General features: G+C 40.1%; 13 protein-coding genes. 8 read left to right on the forward strand and 5 right to left on the reverse strand.

All coding sequences use genetic code 11. The features are described 5' to 3' along the window. Position 1: 1 nt before the first annotated feature. Positions 2-886 carry a helix-turn-helix domain-containing protein gene (locus ACE2AL_RS06195; protein WP_206082757.1) on the reverse strand — a complete coding sequence of 295 codons (885 nt, stop codon included), beginning with the start codon at positions 884-886 and terminating at the stop codon, positions 2-4. A 923-nt stretch (positions 887-1,809) separates the two neighbouring features. On the opposite strand from ACE2AL_RS06195, the gene ACE2AL_RS06200 reads away from it, so the two are divergent. Beyond that, positions 1,810-2,064 carry a helix-turn-helix domain-containing protein gene (locus ACE2AL_RS06200; RefSeq protein WP_206082756.1) on the forward strand — a complete coding sequence of 85 codons (255 nt, stop codon included), beginning with the start codon at positions 1,810-1,812 and terminating at the stop codon, positions 2,062-2,064. A gap of 150 nt (positions 2,065-2,214) precedes the next feature. Here ACE2AL_RS06200 and ACE2AL_RS06205 read toward each other — a convergent pair whose 3' ends face one another. Continuing rightward, the gene (locus ACE2AL_RS06205; RefSeq protein ID WP_241016783.1) at positions 2,215-3,210 is read right to left on the reverse strand and encodes a hypothetical protein; all 996 of its coding nucleotides are present in this window, start codon (positions 3,208-3,210) and stop codon (positions 2,215-2,217) included. Between the two features lie 256 nt (positions 3,211-3,466). After that, the gene (locus tag ACE2AL_RS06210) at positions 3,467-4,303 is read right to left on the reverse strand and encodes a MurR/RpiR family transcriptional regulator (protein WP_206082755.1); all 837 of its coding nucleotides are present in this window, start codon (positions 4,301-4,303) and stop codon (positions 3,467-3,469) included. A 394-nt stretch (positions 4,304-4,697) separates the two neighbouring features. On the opposite strand from ACE2AL_RS06210, the gene ACE2AL_RS06215 reads away from it, so the two are divergent. From ACE2AL_RS06215 to ACE2AL_RS06235, 5 genes are all read left to right on the forward strand, one after another. Beyond that, on the forward strand, positions 4,698-6,209 hold the full coding sequence (locus ACE2AL_RS06215; protein ID WP_206082754.1) for a CoA-acylating methylmalonate-semialdehyde dehydrogenase: 1,512 nt from the start codon (positions 4,698-4,700) through the stop codon (positions 6,207-6,209). A 12-nt stretch (positions 6,210-6,221) separates the two neighbouring features. Beyond that, positions 6,222-8,159, forward strand: coding sequence for a 3D-(3,5/4)-trihydroxycyclohexane-1,2-dione acylhydrolase (decyclizing) (iolD, locus tag ACE2AL_RS06220; protein ID WP_375084155.1), 1,938 nt, complete (start codon positions 6,222-6,224; stop codon positions 8,157-8,159). Positions 8,160-8,667: 508 nt separating this feature from the next. Then, complete coding sequence (iolG, locus tag ACE2AL_RS06225) at positions 8,668-9,654, forward strand: inositol 2-dehydrogenase (RefSeq protein WP_206082752.1); 987 nt, start codon at positions 8,668-8,670, stop codon at positions 9,652-9,654. Positions 9,655-10,062: 408 nt separating this feature from the next. Beyond that, on the forward strand, positions 10,063-11,469 hold the full coding sequence (locus ACE2AL_RS06230; protein ID WP_206082751.1) for a sugar porter family MFS transporter: 1,407 nt from the start codon (positions 10,063-10,065) through the stop codon (positions 11,467-11,469). 54 nt (positions 11,470-11,523) lie between these two features. Continuing rightward, positions 11,524-11,952: a PTS sugar transporter subunit IIA gene (locus ACE2AL_RS06235; protein ID WP_206082750.1), complete on the forward strand. Its 429-nt coding sequence runs from the start codon at positions 11,524-11,526 to the stop codon at positions 11,950-11,952. A gap of 67 nt (positions 11,953-12,019) precedes the next feature. Here ACE2AL_RS06235 and ACE2AL_RS06240 read toward each other — a convergent pair whose 3' ends face one another. Further along, positions 12,020-12,163 (reverse strand): helix-turn-helix domain-containing protein, encoded by a 144-nt coding sequence (locus ACE2AL_RS06240; protein ID WP_375084156.1) that lies wholly within the window; start codon positions 12,161-12,163, stop codon positions 12,020-12,022. A 125-nt stretch (positions 12,164-12,288) separates the two neighbouring features. Continuing rightward, positions 12,289-12,522 carry a type II toxin-antitoxin system RelE/ParE family toxin gene (locus tag ACE2AL_RS06245; protein ID WP_241016781.1) on the reverse strand — a complete coding sequence of 78 codons (234 nt, stop codon included), beginning with the start codon at positions 12,520-12,522 and terminating at the stop codon, positions 12,289-12,291. A gap of 390 nt (positions 12,523-12,912) precedes the next feature. Between ACE2AL_RS06245 and ACE2AL_RS06250 the strand changes: the two genes are divergently transcribed. Together ACE2AL_RS06250 and iolC are read left to right on the forward strand one after the other, a co-directional pair. After that, complete coding sequence (locus tag ACE2AL_RS06250; RefSeq protein ID WP_206082749.1) at positions 12,913-14,046, forward strand: Gfo/Idh/MocA family protein; 1,134 nt, start codon at positions 12,913-12,915, stop codon at positions 14,044-14,046. 25 nt (positions 14,047-14,071) lie between these two features. Then, positions 14,072-15,976: a 5-dehydro-2-deoxygluconokinase gene (gene iolC / locus ACE2AL_RS06255; RefSeq protein WP_375084157.1), complete on the forward strand. Its 1,905-nt coding sequence runs from the start codon at positions 14,072-14,074 to the stop codon at positions 15,974-15,976. Positions 15,977-15,978 lie beyond the last annotated feature (2 nt).

Below are 15,978 nucleotides of genomic sequence, written 5' to 3' on the forward strand. Positions count from 1 at the left end.
TTTAAATTATGACGGGTATATAATAATTGAGTTCTTGAATATAGTTATGTGGGTCATTAATAAAATCATGATAAGTTGGCTTAGACTTCAATATGTAGAGCTCAACATCGGAGCCATCCCCACGCATAATGTCCATTTCTGCGAGTACTTTGCCATATGCTGTGTAAATGATATCGTTATAATCAATCCCTTGCAGACTGCCATCGAATTTGATTTCTAAATAATTTCCTGCGGGGACTTGTAAGTTTTTTGCTTGTGCAGGAACGATATCTACATCTTTTTCATCTAAAGCCGTGGTATATAAGAAACGGCCTTCTTCGGTAGCATTTAAATCAACACCATGAATAGCATATAAATGTTGGGTAACATATTGGTTATTATCAAGGAATAATTTCCAATAATGACGTCTGAGCTCTTCAGTCTTAAGGTTCCATTCATTGATATCTTGTGTATAACGGTGTTGGACACCCAATAAATTGGTTGCAGTTAATTGGGTTAATCTAACTTGCACTTGTAATTCTTTGCTATCTCGAATTGGGAGGCAGAATCCGTCAACTTTCCAGCCTTCACGTTTTCGGTATTCAGATGGTGTCAGGTTAAACTGCTTTTTGAAGGCCCTGCAAAATGTTTGCTGAGAATCAAAGCGATAACGAAGAGAAATATCCATAATGCTATCATTGGTTAATCGCAACGCAACAGCGGAACAAGATAGACGCCTAGCACGAATATAAGAGCCTAATGCTAAGCCCGTCTGGTTTTTAAATAGACGCTGAAAGTGCCATTTAGTATATCCAGACCTATCGGCAACTGTATCAAGGGATAGGCGAGATTCTAAATTTTGTTCAATCCAAAGAATGATTTCTCTGATAACGCTTTCTTGTAGCATGATAATCCTTTCAATTCGCTTTTTACTTAAGATCAACAGAATGCAAAACTATCAATAGCAGGAGCCAATGTTAGGTGAGTATTCATGAGTCCTCTAAATAAGGATAGCATGTCTACTGACAATTTAATTAAAAAGATGTGAAGTTAAGTAAGTTTTGCAATTGTATGATTTAAATAAAAATCAACGCAATACGCCTATTCGGTGTTAACTTAAATTATTGCCTAATAAAAAGATAAAACTCAATTTTTATAAACTTAATTTTAGTATTAAATTAATATATAAAAATAAGGTGTCAAATAAGGTAGAAGATTATCACTTATGATACGTCAATATTAGATGGTATTTTAATGATTATTAAAAAAAGAATTGTATGCAGCAGATAATCTTGTCTTTATTTTATGGGGGGGATAAGTTATTTGAATATTTTTATAGATATCTGAATTTTTTATGATTTGAAGGTTGAAAATTAGTTTTGAGCTTGTTTTTATTGACTAATCCTTGGTGATGGAAACTTATTGATACGGTTGAAAACAAATTGTCACGTTAATTCTAAGGAAATAACAATAAATAGCTCAGATTGATTTTATAAGATAGGGAAAATAAGCTAGAATTTTAACTTAATTAAAAAGTAAATTACAAAACTAGAATAACATTATTGGATTATTCTTAAAAAGAAAATCCATTTTGTTTTTTGGGGAATTAATTTGTGATCTAATTCAACTTTAGAGTGTAACGATGTAATCTTAAAAAACGTTTATTTTCAAATGGATACTTCTATTTTTTGGTTTTATTTATAAAGAAATAGTCTTATTTTGATGTGTTTAACTGAGGTTTTATTATTATGAATCAATTTATACACTTAATGGGAATGGTAATTTACGCCTCGATTAATTGTAATGTTATTAAATCTATTTGGGGGAGTTATGAGTAAAGATAATATCGCTAAAATGTTAGGCTTAAAAATTAGAATGCAACGAGAGAGTCATAAAATGACAATAAAACAAACAGCGACTTTAATTGGCGTTTCGGAGGATGAAATGAGTCGTTTTGAGAACGGTGATAGCTGTATTGATGTTGATTCATTATTTCAATTTGCTTATTTATTTAATTTAGAGCCAACCACTTTTTTATATGGCGTTGTTAACACGAATAGTGGAGTGCGCAGTACATTGCATTAGTTAATTTGTAATGTCAGTCATCAGACTAGCTTCTATAAGATGTCTTTTGTGAATTGTCATTTTGAATATACATTATATAAATTCAATACGTTATGAAATACGAAAGCGAATTGCTTTTTACTTCATCAGGTATTCAAAAATGAAGTTACACTAAATAAAACCATTATTAGTTAGATGGTTTATTATTTCGTCAGTAAGTTTGTTCGCTTGTAACCAGTGATTCTTTTGCAATAATTTTTCGTCGTTATGTAATTTTAGGATAAATTGGTCAAGTTGCTTAACGATAGATGTTTTCTCGTTAATGCTTTGATTTTCTTTATTAATAATAAATTTACTCTCAGCTTCATAGCTGTGATTACACTGTTTAAGTGAAATTTTATCGGTAATATTTCCAGTATTAAAAAATAGCTCAATTGAAACGAGCAGCCCGCCTTTATGGCGAAGGTTAATAATGAGAACATCACCATTTTCCATTTTTGCGAAAGGGTGTGAGTATTGAACTGAAGTTTCGGTTAGGGATAAGTCAGGTAATAACGATAAAAGTAATTCAACTTTTTGCGTCAATGCACTGCGTAATGTATTGAAAGGGAGTCTATTTTCAGGCTCGATCATTCGATGGGAAGAAAGTCGTAATAACCCTGTTTCGGATTTATTTTTAACAGCTAAAGACGTTTTGAGTTGATTAAATGTATCTTCAAAAGAAAGCACTGGGTTGTAATAAATGCAAACGCCGTTACGTTTTGCTTGTTTAAATAATTCAGTTAGCTCAGGCTCTTTATAGTTGGGGATATTATTCAGCAAGAGATCTTTTCCTGCATCGATAGTGCGTTCTATCGTGAATTTGAGTAATTCATCACTGCACACTGATGTCATGATGATGGAGTTCACATCATCATTATTTATCAGTTCCTCGATTTTGCGCTTTTGGCACATATAATAGCTCATTGATGGTAACGATGGTTCAATATCACAAATTGCTTTGAGCTCACAATGATGTGCGCTCAATTTGACTGCTTGAATATACGGTAAATTTTGGTTGTACGTTCCGATTAAACCAACGCCAGTACGCTCTAGGGACGTGACGGAATGTTGCTCTTCAAGTAAACGAAGGTGACCTAGTAAATACAGAAAGTGTGTGTTTACCATGTTTTACCCCTATTTTTGCTGCCTATCGGAAATTCACATAATCTCAACATAACAGGGTGAAATAATAATTTCATTTTAATGTTTTGTTGGAATTTGTATTTTCTGATGTAACTCACAATTTACAGAAAATAATGTCGAAAAATCACATTTAAATTGTCGAGTCGAACAAAAGTGTGGGAGAGGAAGAATGGCTAATATAGAGCAGCTAAATAGAAGGCTCTTAACCCATGGAGGAGTGAGTTAAGAGCAATTATGCTTATATGAGCTTGCTGCCTTGGCGATAGGCTAAGGCTACAGTAAGTGATTGGGCTAAACATAATGTAGCAGACTGTGAACGAAAAGCATCAACTTGGGCTTCTTTAATCACAAAGCAGACATCACTAAAACTGGCCAATGGGCTGATTTGACTATCTGTGATAACAATTTGTTTTGCCCCTGTTTGAGCCGCTTTTTCACTTACCATCACAGTTTCTGAGGCATAAGGTGTGAAACTGATCGATATAACAACATCATTTTCGCTAATTCGGCTGATTTGCTCTTTAAACATTCCACCCAGCCCATCAATTAAAATTGGGCGGCATTCTAAATGACTCAGTGCGTAACTGAGATAAGTTGCAACGCTAAAGGAACGGCGTAAGCCAATAATGTAGACATTTTGTGCTCCTGCCAATAATGATACAGCTTTTTCCATATCTTCAGCAGGCGTTCTTGCTGCCATTTGCTGCAATGCTTGTGCGTTTGAATGCGCAAATTCTTTTAAAATTTGAGCTGGATCATCGCTTAGCTCCTGCTCACTATCCATTTCACGAAAGAGTCTTGCTCTATCTGTATAGCTAGCGGTTTCCTCAACCAAATTCATTCGAAATAGTTGTTTCATTTCATTGAAGCCACTGAAATCGAAAGCATTGGCGAAGCGGATCAGTGTTGATGGGGGAACATCGGCTTCTTTAGCAATAACGGCAACGGTATCGAAGGCAACGCTGTTAGTATTATCGAGCACATACCTCGCTACCTGTTGTAAGCGTTTACTGAGTTCGTCATAACGTGCACGAACTTGCTCTTGAAACTCATTTAAATTTGCTGCACTTGACATATAACCTCCATGATTTGGCTCTAATTGTAGTTGTTTTGTGCCGTTAGTCGAATCTTTTTGAAACAATCAGTTCATACGACCAAGCCTTTTCTCATCGCCTATCTTAAACTATGTAGTTTTCATTCAACAAATTGAATGGGTTACCTCATGTTCTTCTTTTATTGAATACACTAGAACCGCCGCATTTAACCCGATAAGTTTGATTGTTCTTGGGGGAGTTAATGGCTAAATACAGTTTTTGAAACGAGTGTCTTTAAAGTGAATAGAAAATTTCATAAAAACTTTGGCTGGATCACATAAATTGAATGTTATTTCAAATTTGGTTGAAAATGAAATGAATATTTCATATACATTAAATAACACAAGGTAACTCTATCAGCTAAAGAGAGGCAGCATGGAACAGATTCATAATTTTATTGGTGGTGAAATCGTATCCAGTCAAAGTGGGCGATTTGCGCCAGTATTTAACCCTGCAACAGGAACGCAAATTGCACAAGTGGGGCTTAGCAGCGCTGATGAAACGAAAAAAGCCATAGAAGTTGCACATAACGCATTCCCTAAATGGGCAAAATTATCACCGTTAAAACGTTCTCGCATCCTTTTTAAATTTAAAGCATTACTCGAAGACAACATGGATGATTTGGCTCGCCTAATTTCAAAAGAACACGGTAAAGTTTTTTCCGATGCAGTGGGGGAGTTGACCCGTGGATTGGAAGTTGTTGAATTTGCTTGTGGGATTCCGCATTTACAAAAAGGTGAGCACTCAGCCAATGTGGCAACGGGCGTGGACAGCCATTCATTAATGCAACCTTTAGGCGTGTGTGCTGGGATTACGCCGTTTAACTTCCCTGCAATGGTGCCAATGTGGATGTTTCCAGTAGCGATTGCAACGGGAAATACCTTTGTTTTAAAACCTTCTGAAAAAGATCCATCCTTAGCATTGGAACTAGCAAAACTGCTGAAAGAAGCGGGATTACCAGATGGCGTGTTTAACGTTGTACAAGGGGATAAAGAGTCTGTTGATGTCTTATTAACCGCGCCAGAAGTCCAAGCGGTCAGTTTTGTCGGTTCAACACCAATTGCAGAATATATTTACACAACAGCATCTGCTCATGGCAAGCGTTGCCAAGCATTAGGCGGTGCGAAGAACCATTGTATCTTAATGCCTGATGCCGACATGGGTCAGGCTGCAAATGCCATTATGGGTGCAGGTTTTGGCGCCGCGGGTGAGCGTTGTATGGCTCTATCTGTGGTGTTAGCAGTTGGTGATGAAACCGCAGATGCGTTGATTGCCAACCTGAAAGGGCAAATCGCTAAAATGACAGTTGGCCCTGGTATCACAGAAGGTAAAGAAAATGATATGGGGCCAGTTATTTCTGCGCAACATAAAGCCAAAATTTGTGACTACATTACCAGTGGTGAAAAACAAGGCGCGACTCTGTTAGTTGACGGTCGAGATTTTAAAGTGACGGGGTTTGAAAATGGCTATTTCGTTGGGCCAACATTATTTGATAATGTCACTCCTGAAATGGACATTTATAAAGAAGAGATTTTTGGACCCGTGCTTGCCGTTGTCCGTGTACCAGATTTTGAAACGGGGTTGAAACTGATTAATCAACACGAATATGGTAATGGAACCGCGATTTTTACCCGTGATGGCGAAACGGCGCGTGAATTCCAAGAGAATGTTCAAGCGGGTATGGTTGGTATCAATATTCCCATTCCTGTTCCAATGGCATTCCACAGCTTTGGTGGATGGAAACGTTCAATTTTTGGCCCTTTAAATGTGCATGGAAATGATGGTGTACGCTTCTATACTCGCATGAAAACGGTGACAAGCCGTTGGCCAGCCAGTGTGCGTTTAGAGCATCACGAAAGTAGTTTCACAATGCCAACCATGGAATAAATGGAGACCCAGATGAATAAGCAGAAAATGACCACAGCTCAAGCATTGGTAAAGTTTCTTAACCAACAATATGTTGATGTCGATGGTGAGCAGTATCCGTTTATTCAGGGAGTATTTACGATTTTTGGCCATGGTAACGTTGTAGGTTTAGGTCAGGCGCTTGAAGAGGCGCCTGGTCACCTGCGTGTTTATCAAGGGTGTAACGAGCAAGGCATGGCGCATATTGCGACAGGTTTTGCTAAGCAAAAAAAACGTAAGCAGATTTTTGCGGTTACCTCTTCAGTGGGGCCTGGTGCAGCGAATATGATCACCGCTGCTGCGACCGCCACGGCAAACCGTATCCCATTGTTGTTATTACCTGGTGACACGTTTGCAACGCGTCAGCCAGACCCTGTTTTACAGCAAGTTGAACAATACGGTGATGGAACTATCAGCACCAACGATTGCTTTCGTCCTGTTTCCCGCTATTGGGATAGAATTTCACGGCCAGAACAATTGATGGCTGCTATGGTTAATGCCATGAGGGTATTAACTGACCCTGCGGATACAGGGGCGGTAACCATTTGCTTACCACAAGATGTGCAAGGTGAAGCGTGGGATTACCCTGATTACTTCTTTGAAAAACGAGTTCATCGTATCGAGCGGCGCCCTGCAACAACGGTGAGTATTGAAGAGGCGGTTGCCCTGATTCAAAGTAAGAAAAAGCCACTGTTAATCTGCGGTGGAGGGGTGCGTTATTCTGAAGCACATGATGCATTTATCCAGTTTGCAGAAGATTACCACATTCCATTTGGTGAAACCCAAGCAGGGAAAAGTGCTATTGTTGCGAGTCATCCACTTAACATGGGGGGGATCGGCACGACAGGGGGATTAGCGGCGAATTTATTAGCGAAAGAAGCTGATCTTATTATTGGTGTCGGCACCCGATTTACCGATTTTACAACAGCTTCTAAATCTTTATTTAGTCATCCCCAAGTTGAATTCTTGAACATTAATGTCGCTGAGTTTGATGCAAGTAAATTGGATGCATTAAAAGTGGTGGCAGATGCAAGAGAAGGACTGCAAGCACTTGATGCTAAAATGAAAGTGACGGGCTACCAAGGGCAATGGGGTGATGAAATTAAACAGGCGAAATCACAGTGGAAAGCGGAACTCGACCGCTTGTTTAGTATTCAGTACCAGCCGTTAGATTTTGTTCCTGAAATTGCAGGTCATCTCGATGATAAACTTGAAGAATATTGTAAAGTTCTAGGTACCGAATTGACGCAAACTCGCGTACTGGGGCTGATGCAGCAACATCTGGAAGATAACGCCATTATTGTGGGAGCAGCGGGCTCATTACCTGGTGACTTACAGCGTATTTGGTTACCAAAACAACGCGATACCTACCATTTAGAATACGGCTATTCCTGCATGGGATATGAAATTGCGGCAGCAGTCGGTGCTAAAATTGCCGCACCGAAGCAACCTGTGTATGCGATGGTTGGCGATGGTTCTTACCTAATGTTGCATAGTGAGTTACAAACCGCCATTCAAGAGAACATTAAAATCACGATTTTATTGTTTGATAACGCAGGGTTTGGTTGCATTAATAACTTACAGATGAGCCAAGGTATGGGCAGTTTTGGCACAGAAAATCGCTATCGAAACCCACAAACAGGCTTAATGGATGGGCCATTAGTGAAAGTGGACTTTGCGAAAAACGCAGAAAGTTATGGATGTAAAAGTTATCGAGTACATGATGAAACACAGCTCTTGGAAGCACTTAAGGGTGCTAAAGAACATTCAGGTTGTGTATTGATTGATATTAAGGTATTGCCAAAAACAATGACAAATGGCTATGAGGCATGGTGGCGTACAGGTACGGCTCAAGTCTCTGAGAAACCAGAAATCGTTGCAGCGGCAGAAAATATTAAACAGATGGTTGAGAACAACGTTCGTCTTTACTAATGAATGTCTAGTGACTCATTGAATGGAATCGGCGGTTGTTAACCGCCGAGGAGCGCTTCTGTGTGTCATGCCTATAGCGTTAACATCGTCAGGTAGGGTCGTTATTGGAAGTTTAGCAAGGATTGCTTTTTATTCTATATTCTCTGAGGTTAACGTGCGCGTTAGCTTACTTTCATTTTAGCCCAGCTTTTGCTGGGTTTTTTTATGGTTTTAATAATTTAAAAATAAATAAAATGGAATGAATGTTTTAAAATATCACTTTGGTAAGTTGATGAAGGAGACAATGAAATAAAAAAGGGATATAGCGCGCAGACTTTATTGTCAGATGCTGATAGCTTGCATTATTATTTTGTGATCTAAATAACACTAAAAATCCACTTTAATGTAACATTTGTTACCTAGAGCCCAAAAACATAATTTCCAAAAAATTATAAATTGAAATGAACGTTTTGTTTGGTATATTTCATACTATCCAAATAGTGGATTTAAAGTATCAAGGAGCATTTGAATGTTCAATATAGCACTATTCGGCGCAGGACGTATCGGACAGGTTCATGCTGTTAATATTGCCGGCCATAAAGAAACCGCACTTTATTCTGTTATCGACCCTTATCAACCCAACGCGGTTGCCTTGGCTGAAAAATACCAAGCAAAAGTGCAAACGACAGAAGAAGCGATGCAAGACCCGAATGTTCACGGTGTTTTGATTGCTTCTGCGACAGATACCCACGCTGATTTAATCGAACTTGCTGCTAAACATAAAAAAGTCATTTTCTGTGAAAAGCCAGTTCACCTTGACCTAGAACGTGTTAAACAGTGTATCAAAAGCGTTAAAGAACATAATGTACCCTTATTTATCGGTTTTAACCGCCGTTACGACCCACAGTTTCGCCACCTGAAAAATTTATTCCAACAAGGCGCAATTGGTAAAGCGGAATCTTTAATTATTACTTCTCGTGACCCGTCACCTCCACCAGCAGAATATGTCAAAGTATCTGGCGGCATGTTCAGAGACATGACTATCCATGACTTTGATATGGCGCGTTTTATGATAGGCGAAGAACCATGCTCAGTTTTTGCTCAGGGTAGCAATGTCGTTGACCCTGCTATTGGCCAAGCTGGTGATATCGATACCGCATTTATTATATTGAAATTCCCATCAGGAGCGATGGCTACCATTTCCAATAGCCGCCGTTCAGGTTATGGCTATGACCAGCGCATCGAATTACATGGTGAAAAAGGCTTATTAACCGCAGGGAACATTAAGGAAAACAGTGTTTCATTGTTAAGTGAAGCAGGGGCATTATCTGCGAAACCTGAATATTTCTTTTTGCAACGTTACCATGAAGCTTATAAGGCGGAATGGGAACATTTCGTGGACATTTTAGCTGGTCGCGCGCAATCAGAAACGACAGGAACAGATGGTGAGTTAGCGCTGTACTTAGCGGATAAAGCACTTGAGTCATTAAAATCAGGTAAAGAAGTTAAGTTGTAATTTGTTTCTTTGAACATGTTTTAAATTCGATTACAAATTTGCGGGCGAAAAATAATTTCGTCCGCAGTAAAATCCTAAATGTATTTAATGATGTCCACGCATCAATCAAATATAAAAACAATGGATTTTATACTTAATAAAAAACTCTTCAGACTTTTTATATTCCGATATAGATTGAGGGATTTTTACAATCTTATTTTTGCTCTATTTAATTAACTTGTTGTATTTATTGATTTTAATTCCCTCTGTGGAGCTAGTTTGAAAACATAATGAAGTTAATTAAATAGTGATTCAATTCAGCGTGTTAAAAAATATTTTCATTATTTAAACCTTAAATTAAAGCATTTACTTAAATACTGAAAAGGTATTTTTTGACTGACATAATGATTCAAATAATAAGGTAATAATATGTCATTAATAATGAATCTCAATGAACAACAGCGAAAAAGGTTGCACCAAATTACACTGGTTGCCACTTTTGGTGGATTACTTTTCGGGTATGACACCGGTGTTATCAACGGTGCATTTTCATCACTGAAAGAAAATATGGGGCTCACGCCAACGACTGAAGGCTTAGTGATGAGCGTTCTGTTAGTGGGCGCAGCGCTCGGTAGTGTTTGTGGTGGGCGTGTCGCTGACTATGTGGGGCGACGAACTTACCTACTTTACCTTTCCTTTTTATTCTTATTTGGGGCATTTTTATCCGCGGCTGCACCAAATATCGAAGTTTTATTAGTGGCAAGGTTTATTCTTGGTTTTGCTGTTGGTGGTGCCTCTGTTACAGCACCAACCTTTATTTCGGAAGTGGCCCCGACAGAAATGCGGGGAAAACTCACAGGGCTCAACGAAGTTGCTATTGTTATTGGTCAACTAGCAGCATTTGCGATTAATGCCATTATTGGCTCTATTTGGGGACATTTACCCGACGTTTGGCGCTATATGTTGCTTGTTCAAGCTGTTCCTGCATTGTGCTTATTATTTGGTATGTGGAAAGCACCTGAAAGCCCACGTTGGTTAATGAGCAAAAATCGCCGTGAAGAAGCATTGAAAATTCTAAAGCAAATTCGCCCTGAAAAACGTGCAATACAAGAGTACGAAGACATCGTGACGCTGTTAGACGTTGAAGCGGCAGAAGCGAAGAAAAATCCAGATGCTAACAAGCGAAATTTAGCCCTTATCCTCAATACACCGTGGATTTTAAAGTTAGTTCTCATCGGTATGGTGTGGGCAGCATTGCAGCAAACCACGGGTGTGAACGTGATTATGTACTACGGGACCGAAATCCTAAAAACAGCCGGTTTTTCTGAGCAAACATCGTTAGTTTTCAACGTACTTAACGGAGTATTCTCTGTCGGTGGTATGGTTATCGGAGTACTTTTCTTAGTTGATCGTTTCAAACGTAAAACCCTGATTGTGGGGGGGTTTGCCTTGATGGCCTCATTGCACTTATTAATCGCTGCAACGGATTACTTCTTAACTGGAGATGTGAAAGCGACCTTAATTTGGTTGTTGGGTGCGGTGTTTGTCGGAGTAATGCAAGGGACTATGGGCTTCCTAACTTGGGTGGTATTGGCAGAGCTCTTCCCGCTGAAAATTCGTGGGCTATCCATGGGGATCTCTGTTTTCTTTATGTGGATCATGAACGCGGTTGTCAGTTATCTGTTCCCTGTATTGCAGGCAGAGCTAGGATTAGGCCCAGTATTCTTGATTTTCGCGGTGATAAACTATCTTGCTATTGTGTTTGTGGTGAAATTATTGCCTGAAACATCAAACAAATCTCTGGAACAGCTGGAAGAAGAATTGTCATCAATGTAATTACAGTGCATTCATCTAGTGAATGCACATAATGAATTTACAATAGGGTGGAATATGATTGAACAACTAACCACACAAAGCTTGCATTTAGGTTGCCAAGCAAGAAATAAAGCCGAAGTATTGCAAATGGTTGGCGCTGAATTTAAACGAAAAGGCTATGTCGATAGGGACTGCGTCCACTTTTTAACAGAGCGAGAGCAGCAAATTTCGACCTTTTTAGGTAATGGTATTACTTTACCGCACCTACCCAAATCGGCGAATGACATTATTTTGCACAGTGGTGTAGAGATTTTCCAATTTCCCGATGGGGTAATTTGGGACCGAACAAATGTGATGTTCATCGCTATTGGTGTTATCGCAAAATCAAGGGAGCATATTGATGTGCTCAGAGAAATTGCGTTGATCTTTAGTGATGAATTTATTGCGAATGCGCTATCACTCACCTCAAGCAAAGAGGAATTTTTGAGTATCCTTCATCGTTAATGTTTTAGCACATAAATGCGCCCACCATGGTGATACTGACTTACATGGTGGGTGTAATATTCCGAGTTTACAGCATAATTTTAGGTTTTTTTATACCGCATGCGGCGGCATAGCGAGCGAGTGTTTCGATTGTTGCTTTTTCCGCATGCCTTTCGGTTCTCGATACGGCTGAAGGGGAAATGCCTAATCGTGCTGCAACTTGAGAACTCATTAGCCCAGCAGAGCATCTTCCCAAGCAATTGATTTTTTACTCATCGTTTAGCATCTCCTCTAGTCGCTTTGCTGCTGAAGTTAAAATAGCTGATGGTAATTTAGCCGTACTTTTAGCAAAAATCTTTAAAATGTAGATTTTTTTCCATAGCGATAAACGTAAATCGCCCGACCGATATTGCCTGCTTTTGCTCTAAGTTCAAAAAAACCATTTGTGATAGCTTTAGCATCAGGTTCTTTCAGTAAGGTACCGAATTCAGATAGTTTGTTTATCTGGCGAACCATTTTCCCTTGTAATGAGGCTGGCAGAGCTTTTAATTCCTGCAATAATGCATCTTCATGAATTTTAATTTTAAACATTGTTACCCTCCATGAACATTACAGTAAAAGAGAAATAATGATACTCAGGAGTTAAATGAAGCTATAGATTCAATTAATCTATAAGTGTAATTTAAATTCATACAATACCAATCACATCCCCTTTTATTTCATTTTTCATTTCATTTAGTGTCTTTTTATTTGACTTTCCCCCTCTGCTTATTTGGTTAAATAGAAACTATGAACTTTTAATTCTTTATAAATTAGCTAATTACAGAAAAATCTATGCCAGATCACATAATGAAATTAATATTTCTAATTTTATTGAAAATGAAATAAATATTCCGTATAACAGTATTATCAAATCAAAAGTACTCAATAAAGCATTGGGACAGCCATTGCGCCATACAGAATGTGCGAGGGAGAGAACAAATGAAAGAAATCCGTATTGGTATGATTGGAACAGGCTACATTGGGCGCGCTCATGCGATTGCTTATGCACAAGCATCAACGGTCTTCCCTCTAAAAGGAACGTTAGTTCGCGAAATGATTGCGGAAGTCACACCAGAGCTTGCACAAACCCGTGCACAGGAAATGGGCTTTAATCGTTCAACGGATGATTGGCGCAAACTCGTAGCGGATCCAAATATTGATGTGGTGGATATTTGTTCCCCTAACTTTTTACACAAAGAGATGGCGATGGAAGCCATTAAACATGGCAAACATGTTTATTGCGAAAAGCCACTAGCCCTTAATTCCCACGATGCAAAAGAGATGGTTGCCGCAGCTGAAAAAGCAGGAGTAAAAACCTTGGTGGGGTTTAACTATATGAAGAACCCAACGGCGCAATTGGCAAAAGAGATCATCGAAAATGGTGAAATCGGGGAAGTGATCCATTTCTACGGCACCCATAACGAAGATTATATGGCGGATCCAACGGCGCCGATTCATTGGCACTGCTTTAAAGAAAAGGCGGGACTGGGTGCGCTGGGGGATCTTAGCGCTCACATTATCAACATGGCGCAATATTTAGTGGGCGATATTGAAACGGTGTGTGGCGATATGGAAATTGTCATTAAAGAACGCCCTGAAAAGGCAGGTTCTTCAGTGATGGTTGCGGTAGAAAATGAAGACCAAGCACATGCAATGGTGCGTTTTGCTGGCGGTGCCATGGGGGTGATCGAGACTTCCCGCATCGCATCTGGCCGCAAAATGGGGCTGACCTATGTGGTGACGGGCACCAAAGGTACGTTGTCATTTACCCAAGAGCGAATGGCAGAATTAAAACTATATCGCCACGATGAGCCATCGAACCGTCAAGGGTTCAAAACAATTTTAGTTGGGCCTGAGCACCCAGACTATGCGCCATTTTGCGGAGGGGCAGGTCATGGAATCGGGTTTAACGATCAAAAAACAGTTGAAGTGCGCGATTTAATTGATGGTGTAGCGACAGGCAAAGCCCTGTGGCCAGACTTTGAAGAAGGTTGGAAAGTGTCGCGTATTTTAGATGCCATCGCGCGTTCTTATGAAGAGCAGCGCTGGGTCAAAGTAAAAGAAATCAATTAATTCTGTTGTAGTTAAGGGGTGATTAATGGATAAGCAGAAGAAGTTAGATGTTATCTGTATGGGCCGTATTGCCGTTGACCTGTACGGACAACAGATAGGTTCTCGTTTAGAAGACATGAGTACATTTGCCAAATATTTAGGCGGCTCATCAGGTAACGTTGCATTTGGTACAGCAATACAAGGTTTGAAATCATCGATGTTAGCCCGTGTGGGGGATGAACATATGGGGCGCTTTCTACGTGAGGAACTGCAACGCGTAGGGTGCGATACGAGCCATTTGATCACGGATAAAGACAGACTAACGGCATTAGTGATCTTAGGGATCAAAGACCAAGATACGTTTCCGCTGATTTTCTATCGTGATAATTGTGCGGATATGGCTATTACGCCAGATGATTTTACTGAGGAATATATCGCCTCTTCCCGTTGTTTAGCGATCACAGGTACGCATTTATCGAACCCAAAAACTCGCGCAGCAGTTTTGAAAGCGTTGGAATATGCGAAGCACAATAATGTGAAGACTGCGATTGATATCGATTATCGGCCAGTGTTGTGGGGGTTAACCTCTTTGGGTGATGGCGAAACCCGCTTTATTGCCTCAGAAAGTGTGACGCAGCAACTGCAAGATGTGTTATCGATGTTTGACCTAATTGTGGGAACTGAAGAAGAGTTTCACATTGCAGGGGGAACAACCGACACCATTCAAGCACTGAAAAATATCCGTAGACTAACGGATGCTGAATTAGTGTGTAAACGCGGTTCATTAGGTTGTTCGGTATTCAGTGGCGCTATCCCAGAGACTCTGGACGAAGGCATTACGGTTCACGGTGTTCGAGTTGACGTACTTAATGTGTTAGGTGCGGGAGATGCGTTTATGTCAGGCTTGCTGCGGGGCTACCTAAATGGTGATGGTTGGGAAAAAGCCTGTGCCTATGCGAATGCTTGTGGTGCGCTGGTGGTTTCACGCCACGGCTGTGCGCCAGCAATGCCAACAAAGGTTGAGTTGGATAACTATCTTCAGCGAGCTGCCGTAGTGCCGCGCCCAGATCTTGATCCAATATTAAATCATCTACACCGAGTCACCACACGTAGCACACAGTGGAATGAACTTTGTGTGATGGCATTTGACCATCGTATTCAGTTTGTGGATATGGCGCGTGCTGCTGGAGCAGATATTTCCTGCATCCCTCATCTGAAAAAACTGATTTTCCGCGCCAGCCTTGAAGTGTCGCAAGAAGCGAATTTACAAGGTAAAGCTGGTTTACTGTGTGACAGTACCTTTGGGCAAGATGTACTCAATGATGTGACAGGTCGTGGCTGGTGGATTGGTCGCCCAATCGAATTACCAGCATCAAGGCCATTATGTTTAGAGCATGGCAATATTGGCTCACAACTGATTAGCTGGCCGAAAGAGCATATCGTGAAATGTTTGGTGTTCTTCCACCCAGAAGATAACCACCCTCTGCGTTTAGAACAAGAAAAAACGGTGCAAGAAGTGTATAGCGCATGTTGCCAATCTGGCCATGAATTATTGCTTGAAGTGATTTTACCTGCAGATATGGAACGCACTGACGAGCTGTATTTACGCGCCATCAAACGCTTCTATAACCTAGGTATTAAGCCTGATTGGTGGAAGCTGCCACCGCTGAAAGCGGAAAATTGGGATGCGGTGGATGCTTTAATTCAAGAGCGTGACCCGTATTGCCGCGGCGTGGTGTTATTAGGGTTAGATGCACCGCAAGATGAGCTACAAGCAGGTTTTAATGCCGCAGCAGGAAAACCAATTGTTAAAGGATTCGCAGTAGGTCGCACATTGTTTGGTAAACCCTCCTTAGAATGGATGAAAGGCGAGCTAAATGATGACGAGCTAGTGCAGAAAATTAAAACAAACTATTTAAACCTGATAGCCCTATGGCGTCAGCGTAAATAATA

It is taken from the genome of Providencia xihuensis (genome assembly GCF_041953405.1).
GTDB lineage: Bacteria > Pseudomonadota > Gammaproteobacteria > Enterobacterales > Enterobacteriaceae > Providencia > Providencia vermicola.

What these genes read in the sequence shown, in the direction of transcription:
- ACE2AL_RS06195 (WP_206082757.1), bottom strand. Translation starts at nt 886, where the DNA reads ATGCTACAAGAAAGCGTTATCAGAGAAATCATTCTTTGGATTGAACAA.
- ACE2AL_RS06200 (WP_206082756.1), top strand. Translation starts at nt 1,810, where the DNA reads ATGAGTAAAGATAATATCGCTAAAATGTTAGGCTTAAAAATTAGAATG.
- ACE2AL_RS06205 (WP_241016783.1), bottom strand. Translation starts at nt 3,210, where the DNA reads ATGGTAAACACACACTTTCTGTATTTACTAGGTCACCTTCGTTTACTT.
- ACE2AL_RS06210 (WP_206082755.1), bottom strand. Translation starts at nt 4,303, where the DNA reads ATGTCAAGTGCAGCAAATTTAAATGAGTTTCAAGAGCAAGTTCGTGCA.
- ACE2AL_RS06215 (WP_206082754.1), top strand. Translation starts at nt 4,698, where the DNA reads ATGGAACAGATTCATAATTTTATTGGTGGTGAAATCGTATCCAGTCAA.
- iolD (WP_375084155.1), top strand. Translation starts at nt 6,222, where the DNA reads ATGAATAAGCAGAAAATGACCACAGCTCAAGCATTGGTAAAGTTTCTT.
- iolG (WP_206082752.1), top strand. Translation starts at nt 8,668, where the DNA reads ATGTTCAATATAGCACTATTCGGCGCAGGACGTATCGGACAGGTTCAT.
- ACE2AL_RS06230 (WP_206082751.1), top strand. Translation starts at nt 10,063, where the DNA reads ATGTCATTAATAATGAATCTCAATGAACAACAGCGAAAAAGGTTGCAC.
- ACE2AL_RS06235 (WP_206082750.1), top strand. Translation starts at nt 11,524, where the DNA reads ATGATTGAACAACTAACCACACAAAGCTTGCATTTAGGTTGCCAAGCA.
- ACE2AL_RS06240 (WP_375084156.1), bottom strand. Translation starts at nt 12,163, where the DNA reads ATGAGTTCTCAAGTTGCAGCACGATTAGGCATTTCCCCTTCAGCCGTA.
- ACE2AL_RS06245 (WP_241016781.1), bottom strand. Translation starts at nt 12,522, where the DNA reads ATGTTTAAAATTAAAATTCATGAAGATGCATTATTGCAGGAATTAAAA.
- ACE2AL_RS06250 (WP_206082749.1), top strand. Translation starts at nt 12,913, where the DNA reads ATGAAAGAAATCCGTATTGGTATGATTGGAACAGGCTACATTGGGCGC.
- iolC (WP_375084157.1), top strand. Translation starts at nt 14,072, where the DNA reads ATGGATAAGCAGAAGAAGTTAGATGTTATCTGTATGGGCCGTATTGCC.